19 protein-coding genes are annotated in these 18,278 nt (G+C 41.5%); 12 read left to right on the plus strand and 7 right to left on the minus strand.

Annotation, left to right across the window (positions count from 1 at the left end; genetic code table 11):
- Positions 1 to 3: 3 nt before the first annotated feature.
- From A8805_RS18095 to A8805_RS18105, 3 genes are all read left to right on the plus strand, one after another.
- Entirely contained in the window at positions 4 to 276 is a 273-nt protein-coding gene (locus A8805_RS18095; protein ID WP_109713767.1) for a helix-turn-helix transcriptional regulator, read from the plus strand.
- A gap of 227 nt (positions 277 to 503) precedes the next feature.
- On the plus strand, positions 504 to 1,694 hold the full coding sequence (locus A8805_RS18100) for an MFS transporter (RefSeq protein ID WP_109713769.1): 1,191 nt from the start codon (positions 504 to 506) through the stop codon (positions 1,692 to 1,694).
- Positions 1,695 to 1,697: 3 nt separating this feature from the next.
- Positions 1,698 to 2,024, plus strand: a complete 327-nt coding sequence (locus A8805_RS18105) for an LPS biosynthesis protein (protein ID WP_109713771.1) — start codon at positions 1,698 to 1,700, stop codon at positions 2,022 to 2,024.
- A 162-nt stretch (positions 2,025 to 2,186) separates the two neighbouring features.
- On the opposite strand, the gene A8805_RS18110 is transcribed toward A8805_RS18105, so the two are convergent.
- Positions 2,187 to 2,804 (minus strand): manganese catalase family protein, encoded by a 618-nt coding sequence (locus A8805_RS18110; protein WP_109713773.1) that lies wholly within the window; start codon positions 2,802 to 2,804, stop codon positions 2,187 to 2,189.
- Entirely contained in the window at positions 2,805 to 3,263 is a 459-nt protein-coding gene (locus A8805_RS18115; protein WP_109713775.1) for a spore coat protein CotJB, read from the minus strand.
- A gap of 460 nt (positions 3,264 to 3,723) precedes the next feature.
- Between A8805_RS18115 and yedE the strand changes: the two genes are divergently transcribed.
- The 9 genes from yedE (at position 3,724) to A8805_RS18160 (ending at position 13,686) form a co-directional block, all read left to right on the plus strand.
- Complete coding sequence (gene yedE, locus A8805_RS18120) at positions 3,724 to 4,824, plus strand: YedE family putative selenium transporter (protein ID WP_109713777.1); 1,101 nt, start codon at positions 3,724 to 3,726, stop codon at positions 4,822 to 4,824.
- Positions 4,821 to 5,024: a sulfurtransferase TusA family protein gene (locus A8805_RS18125; protein ID WP_109713779.1), complete on the plus strand. Its 204-nt coding sequence runs from the start codon at positions 4,821 to 4,823 to the stop codon at positions 5,022 to 5,024. The genes yedE and A8805_RS18125 overlap by 4 nt, the downstream gene beginning before the upstream one ends.
- A 59-nt stretch (positions 5,025 to 5,083) precedes the next feature.
- A complete protein-coding gene (locus tag A8805_RS18130) occupies positions 5,084 to 5,320 on the plus strand; it encodes a DUF3343 domain-containing protein (RefSeq protein WP_109713781.1) in 237 nt (78 codons plus the stop codon).
- Positions 5,321 to 5,602: 282 nt separating this feature from the next.
- Positions 5,603 to 7,222 (plus strand): response regulator, encoded by a 1,620-nt coding sequence (locus tag A8805_RS18135; RefSeq protein ID WP_109713783.1) that lies wholly within the window; start codon positions 5,603 to 5,605, stop codon positions 7,220 to 7,222.
- Positions 7,223 to 7,224: 2 nt separating this feature from the next.
- Positions 7,225 to 8,724, plus strand: coding sequence for a sensor histidine kinase (locus A8805_RS18140; protein WP_109713785.1), 1,500 nt, complete (start codon positions 7,225 to 7,227; stop codon positions 8,722 to 8,724).
- 150 nt (positions 8,725 to 8,874) lie between these two features.
- Positions 8,875 to 9,939, plus strand: coding sequence for an ABC transporter substrate-binding protein (locus A8805_RS18145; protein WP_109713787.1), 1,065 nt, complete (start codon positions 8,875 to 8,877; stop codon positions 9,937 to 9,939).
- A gap of 141 nt (positions 9,940 to 10,080) precedes the next feature.
- Positions 10,081 to 11,607: a sugar ABC transporter ATP-binding protein gene (locus A8805_RS18150; protein WP_109713789.1), complete on the plus strand. Its 1,527-nt coding sequence runs from the start codon at positions 10,081 to 10,083 to the stop codon at positions 11,605 to 11,607.
- Positions 11,600 to 12,667: an ABC transporter permease gene (locus A8805_RS18155; protein ID WP_109713839.1), complete on the plus strand. Its 1,068-nt coding sequence runs from the start codon at positions 11,600 to 11,602 to the stop codon at positions 12,665 to 12,667. Before A8805_RS18150 ends, A8805_RS18155 begins: the two co-directional genes overlap by 8 nt.
- On the plus strand, positions 12,667 to 13,686 hold the full coding sequence (locus A8805_RS18160; protein WP_181392905.1) for an ABC transporter permease subunit: 1,020 nt from the start codon (positions 12,667 to 12,669) through the stop codon (positions 13,684 to 13,686). The genes A8805_RS18155 and A8805_RS18160 overlap by 1 nt, the downstream gene beginning before the upstream one ends.
- Before the next feature lie 67 nt (positions 13,687 to 13,753).
- Here A8805_RS18160 and A8805_RS18165 read toward each other — a convergent pair whose 3' ends face one another.
- The 5 genes from A8805_RS18165 to A8805_RS18185 form a co-directional block, all read right to left on the minus strand.
- Positions 13,754 to 14,812: a PTS fructose transporter subunit IIC gene (locus A8805_RS18165; protein WP_109713791.1), complete on the minus strand. Its 1,059-nt coding sequence runs from the start codon at positions 14,810 to 14,812 to the stop codon at positions 13,754 to 13,756.
- Positions 14,813 to 15,127, minus strand: a complete 315-nt coding sequence (locus A8805_RS18170) for a PTS fructose transporter subunit IIB (RefSeq protein ID WP_109713793.1) — start codon at positions 15,125 to 15,127, stop codon at positions 14,813 to 14,815.
- Positions 15,128 to 15,132: 5 nt separating this feature from the next.
- Positions 15,133 to 15,585 (minus strand): PTS sugar transporter subunit IIA, encoded by a 453-nt coding sequence (locus tag A8805_RS18175; RefSeq protein WP_109713795.1) that lies wholly within the window; start codon positions 15,583 to 15,585, stop codon positions 15,133 to 15,135.
- A complete protein-coding gene (locus A8805_RS18180; RefSeq protein ID WP_109713797.1) occupies positions 15,578 to 17,503 on the minus strand; it encodes a BglG family transcription antiterminator in 1,926 nt (641 codons plus the stop codon). Before A8805_RS18180 ends, A8805_RS18175 begins: the two co-directional genes overlap by 8 nt.
- 128 nt (positions 17,504 to 17,631) lie before the next feature.
- Positions 17,632 to 18,249: a bifunctional 4-hydroxy-2-oxoglutarate aldolase/2-dehydro-3-deoxy-phosphogluconate aldolase gene (locus A8805_RS18185; protein WP_109713799.1), complete on the minus strand. Its 618-nt coding sequence runs from the start codon at positions 18,247 to 18,249 to the stop codon at positions 17,632 to 17,634.
- Between the last annotated feature and the right edge of the window lie 29 nt (positions 18,250 to 18,278).

Genomic DNA, 18,278 nt, shown 5'->3' on the forward strand with positions numbered 1-18,278 from the left:
GGTATGTTGCAAAAGCAATATGCCCTTTTGCGTCAGTATGTATTTACTGCAAGAGAAAATATCCAGTGTTTCCAGCGGAGTATTGGAATGTCACCGGTAAATTATCTTAATAATTGCAGGATACGCATGGAGGCAAAAATGCTGCTGCAGACGGCTAATCTAATTATGGATATTGGAGAGAACTGTGGTTTTAGCTCCAACAGCTATTTGGGGAAAGTTTTTCGTGAGACCTTAGGCTGTACGCCAAAAGAATATCGAAAGAAATTAGAGAAATAATTTAATAGGTTCTCATTAGTTGTAATAGATATTGCCTGGGGAACGTGGTATAGTAATAAGAGTAGAAAAATCAGTTGTATGTTAGTAAATACAGAGTATACTAGTCTACGGCTTGCAGAACTTGTAATTTAGAAATCTGCAAGTTGTTTTGATTTTGACGCACTGAGTTTATAAGAATAGAAGGAGAGAGGATCCTATATTAAGATGGGAGATCGAGAAAAATTATTATGTATTCACTTTTACTTGTCATTATTTACATAGCATTTATTAGTCTGGGGCTGCCGGACTCACTTATTGGCTCTGCATGGCCTGTAATGCAGACAGAACTAGGCGTTCCTGTTTCTTATGCAGGGATAATTACAATGATCATAGCGTGTGGTACGATTATTTCAAGTCTGCTATCCGACAGGCTCACGAGGAAGCTTGGAGCGGGGCCTGTAACAACAATCAGTGTTTTACTGACTGCAGCGGCTCTTTTTGGGTTCTCCATATCCCACTCCTTTGCGCTTTTATGTTTATGGGCAATACCGTATGGACTTGGAGCGGGAGCCGTTGATGCTGCGCTGAACAATTATGTGGCGCTGTATTATGCATCCCGCCATATGAGCTGGCTCCATTGCTTCTGGGGAGTAGGTGCGGCCGTCAGTCCTTATATTATGGGCTACTGCCTGACCGGTGGTTATGGCTGGAATAAAGGATATCAAGTGGTTGGTATCTTGCAGATTATATTGACGGTAATTCTCTTTATCAGTCGGCCTCTTTGGAAGAGGAGAAATACAGAAGAGGCAGAGGGGGGGATTCCGGCGGAGCCTTTGATTCTATCACAGGCCTTGAAAATCAGGGGTGTTCCCCTGGTTTTGATTACATTTTTTTCATACTGTGCGTTAGAGCAGACAACAGCGCTTTGGGCAAGCAGTTATCTGGTACAGTATAGGGGCGGAGATACCAGTATTGCTGCCCGTTTTGCTTCTTTGTTTTTCTTTGGAATTACATTCGGACGTTTTTTGTGTGGGTTTATTGCGGATAAAGTTGGGGATAAGTTGTTAATCCGCTTTGGTATTATCACATCAATAGCAGGTGCAGTTTTTGTTACACTGCCTGTGAAATCTGATATACTGACATTGAGCGGCCTGATTATTATAGGACTTGGATGTGCGCCTGTATATCCCGCAATTATTCATTCTACGCCATTTAATTTTGGAAGAGAAAACTCCCAGGCAATCATTGGAATTCAAATGGCAAGTGCCTATATGGGTACAATTTTTATGCCGCCACTATTTGGAGTGATTGCTTCCCATATCACTATAGGGCTATATCCACTGTATTTGTTAGGTTTAGCAGTTATTATGCTGCTTATGTCGGAGCGGCTCAACAAGGTTGTAACCACACCTGTAAAGATGGAAACGGAAAGGAGATAGATTATGATTATTGATGGCAATTCAAAAGAAAAGGAAGCAATGGCAGCATTTCATAGAGGAGACAGAGCAGAGGGGCTCCGCCTGCAGGAGGAGTTTGCATCAGCCTTCCGTGAGGAATTTAAAGAAAAGGATCATTGCTCTTGTAAAAAGGCCTGTCGCTATCACGGGAATTGTAAGGAATGTGTAGCGATACATAGAGCGCATCAGGAGCATGTACCAAATTGTATGCGCCCAGTTATCAATAAGAAAATAAAGCTGTTATCGGAACTTACGGAGCATACAATAGCGTATGAGATTGAACCGCCTGAGGAGATATTGAGAAAAGAGTGAAGGCATTTTTACTCTAATATTAAATTTCATTTTACAGCAATATTCTAGCAAAATCAGCAAGCAGAGGGCAAAGCTCAAAATGGCTTTGCCCTCAGTAAATAATGGTATATCTTACATTGTTTTTATGGTTTACAGAAACTTTGAAACTTTATTTTACAAATACTATAACTTACCGTGGAACATATCTTTATCAAATTCTGGGTTAAAATAATAAAAGTTTTTACTGTCCAGCTTATCTTTTGTTTTTTCCAAAGCTTCTCCAAATCTTTGGAAATGAACAATTTCCCTGGTCCTTAAAAACTTTAATGGTTCTCTGACTTCAGGATCTGGAATCATACGAAGCAGGTTATCATATACTGTTCTTGCTTTTTGTTCTGCTGCGAGGTCTTCTGTCAAATCGGTGATGGCATCTCCTTTAGACTGAAATTCTATTGCAGTGAATGGCAATCCTGCTGCCGCTTGCGGCCAAAGTGCTGTGGTATGATCGATATAATACGCATCAAACCCCTCTGTCTTAGCCTGTTCAACCGTTAAATTTTTTGTCAGCTGGTATACCATTGCACATATGATTTCCATATGCGCCAGCTCCTCAGTACCAATATCTGTTAACAGCCCTCCTACATCTTTAAGCGGCATACTATAACGCTGCGACAAATAACGCATAGAAGCTGATAATTCTCCGTCTGGCCCGCCATACTGGCTCATAATAAGCTTTGCAGTTTTTGGACATGTTTTCGTAATTTTTACCGGATACTGAAGTCTCTTTTCATATACCCACATTTATATGCACGCTCCTTCCCATGGCATTGGGCCATCCTGCAAACAAAAGCTTATTTCACCACTCTCACAATACGGAACACATAATTTAGTTAAAGGATAAAACTTCTGTGCAAACTGCTTTCTGAGTTCTGCACACTCTTGTGCTTTTTTATGATAAAGTGTAAGCGCTTCAGTGTCTTTTTCATGTGTGTCCAAATAAAGCGTCAGATCATCCAGAAAAAAACTTACCTGATTGATTTGGGTTATCAATTGTTCCCTATCGCTTTGCTCCTTTGAAATTCCTAAACTTTCCATACCACTTGCAATAGGATTAGTGGTCTCCATTACAGATTCAGCCGCGTAAAATGGCATATTCAAATCTTGAAATATTGTACCCACGTTAAGGGCTTCTTCTTGTGTATATAATCCACCCCACTGTTGTATAGGCACATTTGCAATTGCCAAGTGATTTTCAGACATATAAAAATCTCCTTTCTTGTAAATACTATCTTTAGTAACAAATTTTTTTCGAAAAAAATTACAATATTAGTATCCCTCAAAAAACAGTTTTTACATTGGGAAACTTGTATCAGGTTTACAGTAATTACTATATTTTTGTAGTCCATTGACCAGAAATATAGCTCTCTCTCAAATAAAAGGGGGAAATTACATTATCTACATATTTTTAATTAAAATTGTAACTGCGCTTGTAAAGACAGGAATTTACAGATATAAGTACATAGAAGTCGTCTATAAATCTCTTCTCTTATTAAAACTTTCGATTGGACCGGGAAAGACATGCATCTTATAATAATTATATGGAAAAATATGGAGCAGGGGATAATGTGCTCCAATTTTTCATTTTGAGGCAAAAGAAGAAGCAAATATCGCAATTTGGGAGTCTTCAAACTGTCTGAATTGTGAGGAATGGAGAGAGTGTATGAATTTATCGGATTCAAAGAAAAAATTAGCACTGGCAGGTGTGCTGTGCGGACTGGTTGCTGTATGTCTGGCTGTTTTTGGAAATCCTGCAAACATGGCATTTTGTATTGCCTGCTTCGTTCGTGATACCGCAGGTGCGTTAGGATTGCATCAGGCAGAGGTTGTACAGTATGCAAGGCCGGAGATTATTGGTTTGGTGTTAGGTGCATTTATTATTTCCGTGGCAACGAAGGAATACCGTTCTATGGCGGGGTCTGCTCCAATGATACGGTTTGTGCTTGGCATCATTCTTGTTATCGGAAGTTTGATATTTTTAGGCTGTCCGCTGCGTATGATAATCCGGATGTCAGCAGGGGACTTGAATGCATGGGTAGCATTAATTGGATTCATTCTTGGGGTGGGGACAGGAGTCATTGCTTTAAAGAAAGGGTTCAGTCTTGGGCGTGCCTATGTGATTCATAAGCTGAATGGCGGAGTATTCCCTGCATTAATGCTGGGTATTTTGCTGCTCGCATTATTTACTTCCCTGCTGAAAGCAAGCGAAAGCGGACCTGGAAGTATGCATGCTCCGTTAATCCTTTCATTGATTGGGGGATTGATTTTTGGAGCGGCTGCTCAAAAGTCCAGAATGTGTTTTGCAGGCAGCATCCGTGATGTAATACTGATGAAAAACTTTGACCTGCTGACTGTGATTGGAAGTTTATTTGTTGTAATGTTAATCTTCAATCTTGTAAGCGGCAGGTTTGTGCTTGGATTCAATACTCCTGGTATTATTGCCCATTCGGATCACTTGTGGAATATTCTTGGGATGTATGCAGTTGGATTTGCAGCAGTATTGGCCGGCGGATGCCCTCTGCGTCAGTTAATTCTGGCAGGACAGGGATCATCTGATTCGGCAGTAACAGTGCTGGGAATGTTTGCAGGCGCAGCAATCAGCCATAATTTTGGACTTGCCTCCAGTGGAACATCATTAAATCCTGAAACTGGGGAACTTGTTGCAGGTGCTGTAACAAGCTATGGTAAGATTGCATTAATTATCTGTATTGCTGTATGTTTTATTATTGCATTTACGAATAAGAGGGAAGGTGCAAAATCATGAGAGAAGTAGATGCCAGAGGGCTTTCCTGCCCCGAACCTATGATGCTTACTGCAGAGGTATTGAAAAATACGACAGAACCTGTTAAAATTCTTGTAACTGAACCACACCAGAAGACAAATGTGGAAAAATATGCAAAGGATCACGGCAGGACGGTGGTTTCCAAGGAGACAAAAGATGGATTTGAGATTACTATTTCCTGATTATAAGGAAATAAGATTCTTATAAAAAGCACCGGTTAAATATCCTGCGGACTGGATAGATGAGAAAAAAGGAATTAAAATTAGTTGTTACATTTCATACAACGGCAGATGCTATGGCAATGGAAAAGGCCTGTAAGGCACAGCAGGTGCCGGGGCGGTTAATTCCGGTACCCCGGGCTATCTCTGCAGGATGCGGACTTTCCTGGTGTTCAGATATAGGGGAACGGGAAAAGCTGGTAAGAATTATGCAGGAAATAGAGGTAGAGCGGGAAGCCGTCCATGAATGTATGGTGTAACGTTTTGCTGTAATGACACATCTTTAGGTAAGACAGAAAAGTAGTATAGTTTGAAAGAAAACACAAAGCCAGCTGATTTTCAAGACACGGAAATCAGCCGGCTGTTTTTATGTATATAATAACGCAAAAAGAGTCGATGAATATGTATATCAGAGCATTCGTCCGGCATATTAGAAAATCATAAAAATACACACCTTTTTTGAAAAAAATACAATTGTTGCGTCTAACATATAGCTGTAGAATAGTAATAAGAGTTTAAGGCTCAAAGGAGGAGGCTGTATAATGACAAAAGTATTTCTTGTGGAAGATGAGATTGTTATCAGAAGCGGAATAAAAAACAGTATAGATTGGCAGAAAGAAGGATATGAGTTTTCAGGAGAGGCAAGCGACGGGGAACTGGCCTATCCGATGATACTGAAAGCAAAGCCTGACATTTTGATTACGGATATTAAGATGCCTTTTATGGATGGGCTGGAATTAAGCAAGATGGTAAAGGAAGCGCTGCCTGAGATTAAAATTCTGATTCTCAGCGGCTACAATGAATTTGAGTATGCGAAGGAAGCGATACATATTGGAGTAGCAGACTATCTGCTCAAGCCCATTTCATCCGCCAAGCTTCTGGAGGCTCTTGGGGGTATCGCGAAGCAGATTAAGCAGAAGAGGGAAGAGCAGAGCCTCAAAGAGCAGTATCAGCGTGATAATCAGGAATATATCGAGAATGAAAAAGTGAAGCTGTTCACGGCACTGGCAGCAGGCAATATCTCCATGGGCGATGCAGTAAATGAGGCAAAAGCCCTGGGTATGGACTTAAGTGCACAGGTGTACAATGTCATGCTGTTTAAGGTTTCGATGAGACTCAATGATTACCAGTCGCCGGAACAGGCAATGGATGTTTTTGGTGAAATAGAAGATGTGAATCATGCCGTACCGGGCACATTTTTCTTTAGGCGGGGAGTGGAAGGCTGGGCATTTCTTGTGACAGCGGAGACAGAAGATAACGGGCGCGAAAAGATGGGGCATTTGAAAAAATATCTCTTTTCTGTAATGGAAAAATACCTTGAAATTGAATATTTTGGGGGGATCGGTGAGCCTGTGCGGCGCATCAGGGAATTGGGCAGTTCTTATGAAAAGGCTGGAATTGTTTTCTCAACCCGCTTTGTGAATGATTCCAGGCAGATACTGGACTTGAATGATATTCGGATTCTGCATGAAAAAAGTACGATTAATGTGCAGAGCCTGGATTTGATGGATAGAAACCGTACATTAATGGATAAGTTTTTGGTGAAAGGGAATCTGGAAGAGGTGGAAAGTTTTATTACTGCTTATTTTGAAGAGATGCCTAAGGAAAATCTGGAGTCTTCACTGATGCGGCAGTACATTACTATGGATATGTATATTGTTGCGGGGGCATTTTGCGACAGGCTTGGAATACCAAAGGAAGAACGTACTAAAGACGCAGAGGAGCTGGAGAATGCACTGCGCATGATGACTACTGCCCAGGGGGTGCATAAGTATGTAAGGCAGCTGCTGAAAAATACGATTGAACGGCGTGATATCGTCAGTGGCAGCAGGTATTCGGATATTATTGAAACGGCAAAGGATTATATTGCTAAAAGCTATATGTCGGACGAGGTGTCTTTAAATACGGTAGCCGCTGCCGTGAATATGAGTCCCAGCTATTTTAGTTCTGTATTCAGCAGAGAAGTAGGAAAGACATTTGTAGAATATCTGACAACTGTGCGTATGGATAAGGCAAAAGAACTACTAATGTGCTCACCACTGAAAACCTCAGAGATTGGCTATGAAGTTGGTTATAAGGATCCGCACTATTTCAGTTATATATTTAAGAAAACGCAAAATTGTTCTCCCAAGGACTACAGGCAGAGAGGAAAGAGGGGATAGGGATGAATACACAGAAAAAGATTTTATCTCTAAATAAGCGGATTGCACTTATTCCCTGCTCGGTTTTTATTCCAATGCTGTTAGTAGTCATTTACCTGGTAGTAACTTTGCTGAAATCAGCGGATGCATACAGTGCAATTACGGAAAGCGTTTCTTATGCCAACTTCTATTCAAAAGAGTTCAAAGAGCGCATGGATTACAGCATGTATCTGGCATTTATCAGCAATAAGACAACAGAGGAGCTGGGAGACGGCAAAACGACGGTTAATGGGGTTGTGACAGTTGACCCATATAAATATATAGATGAACTTTCCGGTGTCTGCGATGAATTATCTGATATGGCCACAGCATCTATTAATAAGAAAAAGATTATACAGGTTAATAACAGTCTGAAGTCTCTCAGAAAATGTGTGACCGAGCTGGAGCGCATGATTATGGACAGCAGCAGTACTTATGAAGAGAAACAGGCATATTGGGATGAAAATATAAGTGGAAACAGCGGACTGACTCAGTTGATCCAAGGAGCATTACAGGAGTATGTCTACAATGAAACGAAAAATTTTGAAGCAGCAAAAAATGAGTTAAGGAAGAAGACGGGACAAGCTGTGGAACTTACGGTTTTTGCATTATGTATTACTGTAGTAATTGTGGCAGGGTTATCGGTCATGACAGTACAAAGCGTTACCCGTCCTATAAAAAAGCTGTGTTCCCAGACCAGAAAAGTAGCCAGGGGAGACTTTACGGCTAAGACAAAGATTGAGACTGTAGATGAGATAGCAGTACTCACAGACAGTTTTAATGATATGACAGCGGAAATCGGTATATTAGTTGAGGATATTAAAAAGAAGGAAAAGAATCTCCGGATGACAGAATCAAAACTTATGCAGGCACAGATTAACCCGCATTTCCTATATAATACGCTGGACACCATTATGTGGCTGGCAGAAGAGAAAAAGACAGACGATGTTGTGACTATGGTAAATTCTCTGTCCGAATTTTTCCGGACGACACTGAGCAGGGGAAAAGATTACATTACAGTAAAAGAAGAAAAATCCCACGTGGAGAGTTATCTTGAAATCCAGCAGTTCAGATATCAGGATATTATGGATTTTGAAATTGACATGGCGGAGGAGATTTATCCTTATATGATTCCGAAGCTGACACTTCAGCCGTTAGTGGAAAATGCCCTGTACCACGGAATTAAGAAAAAAAGAGGGAAGGGGCTTATTCGGATTACCGGATGGAAAGATGGCGGACGGATCTATATCAAAGTATCAGATAATGGAATCGGCATGAGCCGGGAGGCATTGGATAAGCTTCGCAGGAGCACATATGGCATTCATATTGAAGATGATGAAGGCGGTTTTGGGCTGGCGAACGTAAACCAGCGCCTGCAGTATTATTACGGTGAGGAATATGGGGTATTCTTTGAAAGTAAGGAGAATGAGGGGACAGAGGCTACTATTATCATCCAGGCAAAAAATATTACCCCTTTTTCGTAAAAAATCCTATTCCTGCCTGCAATACAACTTTAAAATCTTAAAATATCATAAAAAAGTAAAATGATAGTCTGTTTCTTATTTTTTATAAAATCTGTAAGATATAACCAAGATGATTGAAACACAGACAATCAAAAAAGGAGGATTTATAAAATGAAAAAAAGGATATTGACAGCGTTTATGTGTGTTGCAATGTCAGCGGCATTAGTAGTAGGATGTGGAACAAAAGGAAACACAGGTGATGCAGAAACAACGGATACAGGAAGTGACAGCGGAAACAGTGTTATTACGGTAGGGTTTTCACAAGTTGGTGCAGAGTCAGACTGGCGTACTGCAAACTCACAATCTATGAAGAATACATTCAGCAAGGAAAATGGGTATGATCTGATTTTTGATGATGCACAGCAGAAACAGGAGAATCAGATTACAGCAATCCGTAACTTCATACAGCAGGAGGTTGATTACATAGTATTGGCTCCGGTAACAGAGACGGGATGGGATACCGTATTACAGGAAGCAAAAGATGCAGACATCCCGGTTATCATTGTAGACCGTATGGTAGACGTTTCCGATGACGATTTATTTACAGCATGGGTCGGTTCAGACTTCGAACTGGAAGGTAAGAAGGCATGTGCATGGCTGAACGCTTATGCAGAAGCAAAGGGCATGAAAGAAGTTAACATTGTAGATATCCAGGGAACAATCGGTGCTTCTGCCCAGATCGGACGTACAAAAGGTCTGGAAGATGCAGTAAAGGAGTACGGATGGAATCTGCTGGCATCACAGTCCGGTGAGTTTACACAGGCAAAGGGTCAGGAAGTTATGGAATCAATGCTGAAGCAGTATGATAACATTAATGTCGTATACTGCGAGAACGATAACGAAGCTTTCGGTGCAATTGATGCAATTGAGGCAGCTGGCAAGACAGTTGGCCCTGACGGAGATATTCTTGTTATGTCATTTGACTCAACAAATGCGGGGCTGACAGATACATTAAGTGGAAAAATCATTCTTAATACAGAGTGTAATCCACTTCATGGACCACGTGTAGAAGAAATCATCCAAAAGCTGAAAGCTGGCGAGACACCTGACAAGCTTGCATATGTAGACGAAGGAATCTTCTCACATGGGGCTGATGTAGCATCTGTAACAGTAGACGGAAAAGACTACGCAGTAACGGAAGTAACGGAGGACGTAATCTCACAGCGTGCATACTAAAAAATGAATAGACTGGCGTGGTAGAGAACAGGGGCAGATTTACCTGACATACTGCCACGCCATTTTTGTGCTCAAAATCAGAGTGCATCGGAATGAATTTTCAGACACATTCCAGGAAAATGAGAAAGAGGTGAACCCAAAATGGAAAATAATACCGTGTTGACAATGAGAGATATCTCGAAGACATTTCCCGGAGTAAAAGCTCTGCAGCATGTGGACTTTACATTGAGGAAGGGTGAGATTCATGCACTGATGGGAGAAAATGGAGCCGGAAAATCCACACTGATTAAGGTGCTGACTGGGGTGCATGACTTTGAATCCGGCGAAATCAGAATAGATGGGGGTGAGGGAGCAGTAGTGAACCGTTCTCCCCAGGATGCTCAAAACATGGGCATCAGTACAGTTTATCAGGAAGTGAACCTATGCCCGAATCTAAGCGTAGCTGAGAATCTGTTCATAGGCAGGGAGCCGAGAAAAGCAGGGATGATAGACTGGAGAACAATGAATAAAAAATCAACTGGGATATTGAAGGAGTTGAATATAGATGTATCAGCTACCCAGAACCTGGAGGAATGTTCCATTGCAAATCAGCAGATGATTGCCATTGCAAGGGCGGTTGATATGAAGTGTAAGGTATTGATATTGGATGAGCCTACTTCATCACTGGATGATGATGAGGTGGAAAAATTATTTACCTTAATGAAGAAATTGAAAAATGAAGGTGTTGGAATTATATTTGTCACCCATTTCCTGGAGCAGGTATATGCGGTTTGTGACAGAATTACAGTCCTCAGGAATGGCGAACTGGTTGGGGAATATGCAATTAAGGACCTCCCACGTGTCATGCTGGTTGCTAAGATGATGGGAAAAGATTTTGATGACCTGGCAGATATCAAGAATATGGACGGAGAAAAGGACTACCGGAATGCGGAACCGGTCATTGATGCAAAAGGTATTGGCAGGAAGGGGGCAATCAAGCCATTTAATCTGAAAATCCGTAAGGGGGAAGTGATTGGGCTGTCCGGACTGCTTGGCTCCGGCCGGTCTGAACTGGTGCGGGCAATTTATGGTGCGGATAAGCCAGACAGTGGTACGTTGGAAGTGGGTGGAAAGCCTGTAAAAATCAACTCCCCGATAGATGCTATGAAAAAGGGGATGGCATATCTGCCGGAAGACAGGAAGAGAGATGGAATTATCGCTGATTTGTCTGTACGTGAAAATATTATAATCGCCCTGCAGGCAAAACGAGGAATGTTCAAGCCGATGAGCCGGAAAGAGATGGAAGAGGCGGCTGATAAATATATTAAATTACTCCAGATTAAGACGGCAAGCCGGGAGACACCAATTAAGAGCCTGTCAGGAGGTAACCAGCAGAAAGTGATTATCGGCAGATGGCTTCTGACAAATCCGGAATACCTGATCTTGGATGAGCCTACCAGAGGTATTGATATTGGAACGAAAACAGAGATTCAGAAATTAGTGCTTGATTTGGCTGCCCAGGGGATGACTGTGACCTTTATTTCTTCTGAGATAGAAGAAATGCTCCGTACCTGTTCACGTATGGCAATCCTGCGTGATGGAAAAAAGGTTGGAGAGCTGGAAGGCAGCGAACTGTCACAGGATGGCATTATGAAAGCAATTGCTGGAGGTGAACATGAGAATGAATAAGAGATTTGATATAAAAAAGATTACGGGCATGCGTCTGTTTATGCCGCTTGTATGCCTGCTGGCAGTATTATTGATTAATGTCATAACGACACCGGGATTTTTTAAAATATCCGTGAATAATGGCGTTTTGTATGGCTATATCATTGATGTTATTAACCGTGCATCAGAACTTGTCGTACTTGCAGTTGGCATGACACTTGTAACAGCAGCTTCCGGCGGGCAGGATATTAGTGTAGGTGCAGTTATGGCTGTGGCAGCGGCAATTTGCTGTCAGATACTGTCAGGCGGCGATGTATCTACAAATTCATTCCAGAACCCATTTGTACTTGCAGCTATTGTATCACTTCTCGGAGCAGCACTGTGCGGTGCATTTAATGGATTTCTTGTTGCAAGGCTGAATATACAGCCTATGGTTGCAACATTGATTCTTTTTACAGCAGGCCGCGGGATTGCACAGCTGATTACAAAGGGGCAGATTACATATGTTCGTGTGGAAAGTTACAAGTTATTGGGAGGCTATATTGGAAAATGCCCAATCCCAACGCCAATATTTGCCGCGGTTATTGTCATCGGTATTATACATTTTATATTGAAAAAGACAGCTCTTGGCTTATACATAGAGAGTGTAGGCATCAATGCGACAGCATCAAGGCTGGTGGGACTGAATTCTACTATGATTAAATTCCTGACCTATGTTATCTGCGGATTCATGGCAGGAATTGCAGGGCTGATTGCATCAAGCCGTATTTATTCCGCGGATGCCAACAATATAGGGCTCAATCTGGAAATGGATGCTATCCTGGCAGTTGCCCTTGGCGGTAATGTACTTGGAGGCGGAAAGTTCAGCCTGATGGGATCTGTCATCGGTGCATATACAATTCAGGCATTGACCACCACGCTTTATGCAATGAATGTATCTGCCGACCAGCTTCCGGTTTATAAAGCAATTGTAGTTGTTGTTATTGTAACATTGCAGAGTCCGGTCTTTAAAAAGGCTGTTGCAAACTTGAAGATAAAACGCAGCACAAAAAAACTTGCGGCGGAAGGAGGTAACCAATAATGAATAAGTTGAAAAACAGAACGAAATTAAATGGAAGCAGTTACCTGCTTATGATTACGGTCCTTCTTTTTATTGTAATGTATACGGCGGGAATGATTGCATTTAGCGGAAAGGGATTTGCAAAGCCTCAGATGTTCCTGAACCTGTTTATTTCCAATGCCGGGCTTCTGGTAATTGCCATGGGACAGACAATCGTTATGATTACGGCGGGAATTGATATTTCTGTGGGTTCTGTGACTGCACTTGTGTGTATGGTCGTTGCCAATCAGATGGAAAACCATGGCGCAAATGCTTATGTGGCAGTGGCAATGGCCCTGGGGATTGGGCTGGCATTTGGCCTTGTGCAGGGATTCTTAGTTGCCTATCTGGATATCCAGCCATTTATTGTAACATTAGCGGGAATGTTCTTCGGAAGAGGAATGACCTCTATGATTAGTACAGAGATGATCTCTATCAAGAATGAAACATTTTTAAAATGGGCTAACTATAAGATTTACCTTCCAATTGGCTCTTATAGTAAGCGGGGAAATTTCCTGCCGGCCTATATCTATCCCACGGTTGTGATTGCATTGATTGTGCTTGTAGTGATTATCGCAGTTATGAAATATACAAAGTTTGGCCGTTCTGTTTATGCTATTGGAGGGAATGCACAGAGCGCAATGATGATGGGGCTGAATGTCAGGAAGACAAAATTGAAAGCTTATCTGCTGGATGGATTTTTAGCGGGGCTTGGAGGCTACTTATTCTGTCTGAATAGCTGCTCCGGATTCGTAGAGCAGGCAAAGGGGCTGGAAATGGATGCGATTTCATCGGCCGTTATTGGCGGTACACTGCTCAGCGGCGGTGTGGGTGCACCGTTTGGGACGTTGTTTGGAGTGTTGATTAAGGGGACTATATCGAGTCTGATTACCACACAAGGAACACTGTCAAGCTGGTGGGTTAGGATTACATTGTCAGCACTGTTGTGTTTCTTTATCGTGCTGCAATCAGTATTCGCAAGTATGAAGAAAAAGAAATAAAGGCCGGCATAATAAAAGGTCTCCTAGGATTATTGATTTTATCATAGAAGACCTTTTTAATTTTTATCTACGCTGTTTCCGCGCTTTTTTCTTCCGGCAGCGGTTTTTTCAATATTTTCAGCATCAAGGCTGTTACGATTGAACCAGCCAGAATAGCTATTACGAACCAAATCCTGTTTCCGACAACTGGGAGTACGATAAATCCACCATGGGGAACGGGGCAGGTAACAGACCCAATTGTTCCTATAATGGCACCGACCACATTTCCGATAATGGTTGCGGGATAAACCGCCTTCGGATCTTTCAGTGCGTAAGGAATTGCACCTTCCGTAATTCCCAGGCATCCCATGATGCCGACAGCAACACCATTTTCTCTTTCTTCAGGAGTATATTTGTTCTTTGCAATAAATGTGGAAAGGAAAATTCCAATCGGAGGTACTGCAACTAAGATTCTGAATATACCATTCGGTCCCATAACTCCTTCATTAATCAGAGCAAGTGTAAACATGGAAACTGCTTTTGTCACAGGTCCGCCAAAATCAATCTCTGCAAAGATTCCCATAAAGACTGCCATTCCATAGGAACTTGTCCCATTTAGATTGGTCATAAAATCAGTCAATGCTGTCATTAAGAAGGAAATCGGGATTGCTATGATGAAATAGTAAGCAAAACCTATAACAAGTACTGTAGTAACCGGAATGACAATGATTGGCATGATAGAACGGAACGCTTTCCCAACATTCAGCCCCTTCATCCACTTGACCATATATCCTGCAAGAAGACCCAGCAATAAGGCTCCGAGAAAACCGGACTTTACTTCATTTCCATTGATTACGATTGCACTGTTGGCAATATATCCAAGAATAAATCCTGGAGTCAGACCCGGTTTACCGGAAACGGAATATGCAATGTAGCCGGAGAATACCGGAATCATTAAAGTCATACCCGCTTTTCCTAATTGGTTCAAATATGTCATCAATGCACCATTGGGCACCAGCCCGGTTTCTGTCTGCTGCGCTCCCAGCAACGAAATTGCCAGAAGTACCCCTCCTGCAACTACAATAGGCATCATGAAGGAGACACCGCTAAGCAGATGCTTTTGTAATTCCTTTAAAAACTTTTTCATCTATTTTCCCTCCGCCAAAGCTACTGCACGATCTACTAACTGTGCAACCTTTGAGATTGCTTCATCAACATCTGTATTGATAATAGGTTTTCCTTCAAATCGTTCTTCTCCCTCAATTACAACACTGACTGCAAGAATGACTACGTCTGCACTGGCTACATCTTCCTCAGTCAGTTCATTCTCTATTCCAAGTCCACCCTGAGTCTCAATCTTTACCTCAAAACCTCTTTTTTTGCATTCCCGTTCTAAGCACTCCTGCGCCATATATGTATGCGCGATTCCTGTTGGGCAAGCTGTAATTCCAATAATTTTCATAATATTTACCTCACTTTTTCATTAATATCGTTCATTAATTTGTAAATTTCTTCACTGGATTCTGCCGTTCCCAATTCTTCTCTGAAATTGTCATCTATCAGCTTTTTGCTGATTTCAGATAGAAATTGTAAATGTAAATTCCCGGCACTGGCCTCCGGTACGCCAATCAAAAATACCAGATTAACTAAGTTTTCACTTCTGACATCCCATGAAAACTCTTCTTTTGTTCTTAAAAATGCGACAAATGGCTCTTTCACTCCATCACTTTTTCCGTGTGGTATTGCTACTTGAAAGCCTACAGATGTAGGCATTGTTTCTTCCCGGGCTTCTACTGCCTTTTGGTATGTCTCTTTATCATTTAAAAGACCCAGCGCATCTGCCCTATCAATAATCAGGCGTAATGCAGAATCTCTATCAGTAACATCACTATCTAAAAATATTAGCTCTTTCTTAATCAACGTTTATTCCTCCGGCTATATGTGTAATTAGTTCTTCCTTTGTTTTAGCAGCGGAAAGCTTTTCTATAATTTCTTTTGATTTTATCATGGAGAAACCATTTTCAAGCACCTTCTTAGTATTTTTCATATCTTTTTCTGAAAGTGCGAAAAATACAATTACCTTCACTTTGTACTTGGTCCATTTTATCGGCTCATCGTTCACCCAGACGGCCAGACAGGTCTGCTTTACCGTTGACACCGCCCCGTGAGGGAGGGCGCCGCCGAATGCATTGTCGGTTCCGCCTTCGTTCTCTCTTTCAAAAATAGATACCTGAAAACCACTTTCTACCATACCGTCCTGTTCTAATTTTTTGCAGACGGTTTGAATTACTTCTTCCTGCGTGCACTTCCCTTTATGGAAGAAGATATGTTCCCTGCTTAGATATTTTTCTAACTCTTTATTCTTAAAGTTCTGTCCGCTTTCTACAGGAAGCGGTAATTTGCTTTTGTATACTTTTTCAATTTGCTCCAGGTCCTTCTTATTTAGAAGCATTGAAACAACTACAACCAATACATCTTTCACATTTAGCGGTACTGTAGATACGATAAAATCTATATTAGAATATTCAAATGTCTCCACTTCCTCTAACGAAGCAACCTCAATGATATCCAGCGGCGGGAGCACTCCCCTGATTCTGTTTGCAATTAATGTAGAAGTTGCAATTCCGTTTGGGCAGACAACGAGGATTCGTTTGCTCTTCTTTTGTTTTTCCAAAGCATTTTGAAAATGCAGCATTAGAAATCCAACTTCATCTTCAGTCATGGCGATGTTCAGCTCTTTGGTCAGAGAATCCACAACTAACCATGTCAATTCAAACATCAGGCGGAATTCCTTTTTGATTTCATCCAGCATAGGATTCTCGACATAAATGTTATTTGTCAGCCGATGAATCATAGGAATCAGGTGAAGACAGATGTTCTCGTATAGTTCATTGTCATTTCGCAGGTCCACATTAGCACAGCTTGACATCCGGTCTATCATGTCTCTCACGATTTTTTCAAACCGCGAGCCCAAATTAGTAGCCGTTGTTTTGAAAGTGATCCGGTTTGCTTTTAAATATATAGACAGAAAATAAATATCGCTGGTTTCAAATGTAATATCCTGATTTTTCGTAACGAGTTCCAGAAGATCTTTGGCAATTGTATAGCACATCAGGGTCATGATTTGGTCAGAATAAAATTCATTGTGTTCCATGATGTGATGATGATGCTCACTCAGCCGCTGCACTAAAACAAGAAGTACGTTAAATACATTTGAGAGATAGTAATCCGCTACATAATAAATATTGTATTCCCGCAGAGAACTAGTGATATGGTAACAGGCCTCAACCAGCTCGGGATTATAAAATTCGCACAATAGATCGCGCCCTTTTTCTTCGCGGAAACTTAAACCTGCATTTTTCAGCAGATATTCATTACAGGAAATCATCGTTTTCTGCCACTGTGCCTCGCTTCCTTGAAGCAGAGTCCCGTTTTCGGCTCCAATAAGTTCCGCGCAGGAATCATTCAAAATATATTTTTTGATATGGTTTACATCTGCAATAATTGAGCTGGGGCTGACCATAAACCTTTCGGAAAATGACTGGTACGTAATTGTTTTTCCCAGAAACAGCAGTTCCTTTATTAACTGCTTCCTGCGGTACTCAGGGCTGAAAGGGTCCAGATCTGCTGATTCCTGTTCAAATGCTGCAGAACGTAAACGGATTCCCACACCAGGCTTTTTCTCAAAAGAGATCCCTTTTGATTCCAGCCGCTGCAGGTCGCTGTGTATTGTCCGTTTTGAAACCTGAAGTTCCTTAGACAGATACTCAACTGTCATATACCCGGATGTATATTTGAACATTTCTAAAAGCTTTTTTTGCCTCAATGCAACTTTCACTAAAACTGCCTCCTGCTTATGTTACTCATACTTATTGAACTACTAATGTTCAATAAGGTAGGCTTGGTTTTTTCACGCCTTAGTCACATGGATGTTTCCATATGCTGGACCTAGGGTGAGCTGGATGATTAATCACATCTTAATTGCTCCTCAAATCGAGCAAGACTTTCCATCAGGTTCTCTTTGTTTAAAGAAACAATGTCTTCTTTCTTAAAAAGTCCTCCGGCTGTCCCTACATACTGATAACCGGATTCCAATGCCTCTTTTACATTGTCCCGGCTAATTCCGCCGACAGCCATAAGCGGCAGGTCACCCATAGGTTCACACACCTTTTTTGCGTAACTCAGGCTTACCTCATTCGCGGGGAATACTTTTACAATATCTGCCCCATCTGTAAAGGATTCTGCAATTTCAGATGGTGTAAATGCCCCCGGAACAGATATAATGCCATTTGTTTTACAGTAGTATAGCATGTCCTTTGTCATCATTCGAGGGGACAGTACAAATTTGGCTCCCGCTTCGACTGCTTTTAGCAGCTCATCATAAGTCTGGACTGTTCCTGCTCCAATATTGAGCCTGCCTTGAAATTCATCTGCGATTTTTTTGATGGTTTCATATGCACCTTCTGTATTCAAAGTGATTTCCATATTGCAGATATATTTGCTGTCCAGTAATACTTCTGCCACACATCGTACCTGTTCATAGGTATAACCTCGCAGGATCATTGTGACTGGTGATAGTCTCATCTTCTTACCTCCTTTTGTTCGTACTTCTT

Origin of the sequence: Faecalicatena contorta (assembly GCF_003149105.1) — a bacterium.
In the GTDB taxonomy this organism is placed as follows: Bacteria; Bacillota; Clostridia; order Lachnospirales; family Lachnospiraceae; genus Muricomes; species Muricomes contortus_C.

Coding starts and splice junctions, on each gene's coding strand:
- A8805_RS18095 (WP_109713767.1), top strand. CDS start 4: ATGTTGCAAAAGCAATATGCCCTTTTGCGTCAGTATGTATTTACTGCA.
- A8805_RS18100 (WP_109713769.1), top strand. CDS start 504: ATGTATTCACTTTTACTTGTCATTATTTACATAGCATTTATTAGTCTG.
- A8805_RS18105 (WP_109713771.1), top strand. CDS start 1,698: ATGATTATTGATGGCAATTCAAAAGAAAAGGAAGCAATGGCAGCATTT.
- A8805_RS18110 (WP_109713773.1), bottom strand. CDS start 2,804: ATGTGGGTATATGAAAAGAGACTTCAGTATCCGGTAAAAATTACGAAA.
- A8805_RS18115 (WP_109713775.1), bottom strand. CDS start 3,263: ATGTCTGAAAATCACTTGGCAATTGCAAATGTGCCTATACAACAGTGG.
- yedE (WP_109713777.1), top strand. CDS start 3,724: ATGAATTTATCGGATTCAAAGAAAAAATTAGCACTGGCAGGTGTGCTG.
- A8805_RS18125 (WP_109713779.1), top strand. CDS start 4,821: ATGAGAGAAGTAGATGCCAGAGGGCTTTCCTGCCCCGAACCTATGATG.
- A8805_RS18130 (WP_109713781.1), top strand. CDS start 5,084: ATGAGAAAAAAGGAATTAAAATTAGTTGTTACATTTCATACAACGGCA.
- A8805_RS18135 (WP_109713783.1), top strand. CDS start 5,603: ATGACAAAAGTATTTCTTGTGGAAGATGAGATTGTTATCAGAAGCGGA.
- A8805_RS18140 (WP_109713785.1), top strand. CDS start 7,225: ATGAATACACAGAAAAAGATTTTATCTCTAAATAAGCGGATTGCACTT.
- A8805_RS18145 (WP_109713787.1), top strand. CDS start 8,875: ATGAAAAAAAGGATATTGACAGCGTTTATGTGTGTTGCAATGTCAGCG.
- A8805_RS18150 (WP_109713789.1), top strand. CDS start 10,081: ATGGAAAATAATACCGTGTTGACAATGAGAGATATCTCGAAGACATTT.
- A8805_RS18155 (WP_109713839.1), top strand. CDS start 11,600: ATGAATAAGAGATTTGATATAAAAAAGATTACGGGCATGCGTCTGTTT.
- A8805_RS18160 (WP_181392905.1), top strand. CDS start 12,667: ATGAATAAGTTGAAAAACAGAACGAAATTAAATGGAAGCAGTTACCTG.
- A8805_RS18165 (WP_109713791.1), bottom strand. CDS start 14,812: ATGAAAAAGTTTTTAAAGGAATTACAAAAGCATCTGCTTAGCGGTGTC.
- A8805_RS18170 (WP_109713793.1), bottom strand. CDS start 15,127: ATGAAAATTATTGGAATTACAGCTTGCCCAACAGGAATCGCGCATACA.
- A8805_RS18185 (WP_109713799.1), bottom strand. CDS start 18,249: ATGAGACTATCACCAGTCACAATGATCCTGCGAGGTTATACCTATGAA.